Consider the following 1377-nt stretch of genomic DNA (forward strand, 5'->3'; position numbering starts at 1 on the left):
TCAACACTTGGGATTTAGTGTTGGCTACGCAACACCTTAATCCTTATTAGTTAGCTGGCGACTATTGATGTCAGCAATGAACTCATATTTTGGGGTTCTGATGCAACCAACTTACTTACAAAACGTACTTCCTTGGTCGGCTGGCTATATAAGCCATTTAGTTCTTCTTCAGAGATAAAACATGAGTCAGAAAACACATTAAACTGGTCTAATACGAGAACACAATATGCCTTCTTGACACCAGAAAAGTATGCAACATAGTATTTCGTCGCAACTGATTCAGACCATTGCCTGCCATCTACGTGACTATCGTAGTAATCTGGTAGTAGAGTTAATAACTTGTGGTTTTTAATTCGCTCATACCTCATCGAGGTACTCAAAGAACGATTATAGAAGCCCTTTTTTCTAGTTTCTAAAAACTGAGCTTTTTCGAACTTCAATCGCTCGTTTTCTTTGATACAAACATATCGTTTGAAAATACGCAGTGTTACAAAACCTGCCAACAGCCACCAAATATTAATGCTATAATCCATACAACTCTCTCAAATATATCCTTTGTCAGCTAACGCCCAATTAAGGTGTGAGGCACGCAATGCCGATGCTGCCGCATGCCACCTTAACCGCTAAGCCAATGCAAACCAAAAATGCCACGCGTGCCGAATCGCTCTTAAATTTTTTGTTATGTGCTAGCCTATGACTTAGATCTTTCTATAGCCCAACACTCGAAGGCAAATGCCCACTGCAACTTTAACTAATTTGTTGAATAATATAAATTTTCCGAAGTATTTTATGAGTCTTGGGCTAATGGCGTAGTAAAATTGAACAAAGCAAGAGCCGATACGAGATGGAATCAACTTGCTATCTCTCCAACGTCTTAGGAAAAGAACTTCACTAGAACTAGGTCCATACAAATAAGTAGCTATGTAACAACTTGGTTTTGAGATTATGGTGTAGCTACCAATTTCGATATTTTGGACAACCCGTACATCACCATTGAGAAATACGAAAACGACTAAGTCTTTTGATCTTAACTCGATATCATCCCATCCAGTTTTTTGAAACTGAAAAAATTGTTCACTGCCATCATTTAGGTAAACTCTAATGTCAAATTCTCTAGTGTTTTCTTTTTTATTGCCTCTCGAACGTTTCGCTCTAGTTTTTGCAAAAAGGTAAGTAAACTGAGTAGAGCACTTACTACATGTAACACTATCTAATTCTGGTCCGACATATGAGTGCACTTCTTGCTCTTCACACTTCGGACATACAACATTTACATTAACTAATGAACTCAATTCAAACCTCCTTTCTGAGCATGACCTCGCAACGTATCCGCCCCATGAACCCACGGGGCGACTTGTCAGTGTTTGAAGTTCCAAG

Annotated in this window: 2 protein-coding genes; both read right to left on the bottom strand. The window is 38.9% G+C overall.

Annotation, left to right across the window (positions count from 1 at the left end):
- Positions 1 to 50 precede the first annotated feature (50 nt).
- Positions 51 to 533 carry a hypothetical protein gene (locus ACED25_RS23405; RefSeq protein ID WP_102582968.1) on the bottom strand — a complete coding sequence of 161 codons (483 nt, stop codon included), beginning with the start codon at positions 531 to 533 and terminating at the stop codon, positions 51 to 53.
- Positions 534 to 698: 165 nt separating this feature from the next.
- The coding region (locus ACED25_RS23410) for a CFI-box-CTERM domain-containing protein (protein WP_371696269.1) at positions 699 to 1377 on the bottom strand (679 nt) is incomplete at its 5' end.

This window comes from Vibrio sp. 1F263 (genome assembly GCF_041439035.1).
GTDB classification, from domain to species: Bacteria; Pseudomonadota; Gammaproteobacteria; order Enterobacterales; family Vibrionaceae; genus Vibrio; species Vibrio tasmaniensis_A.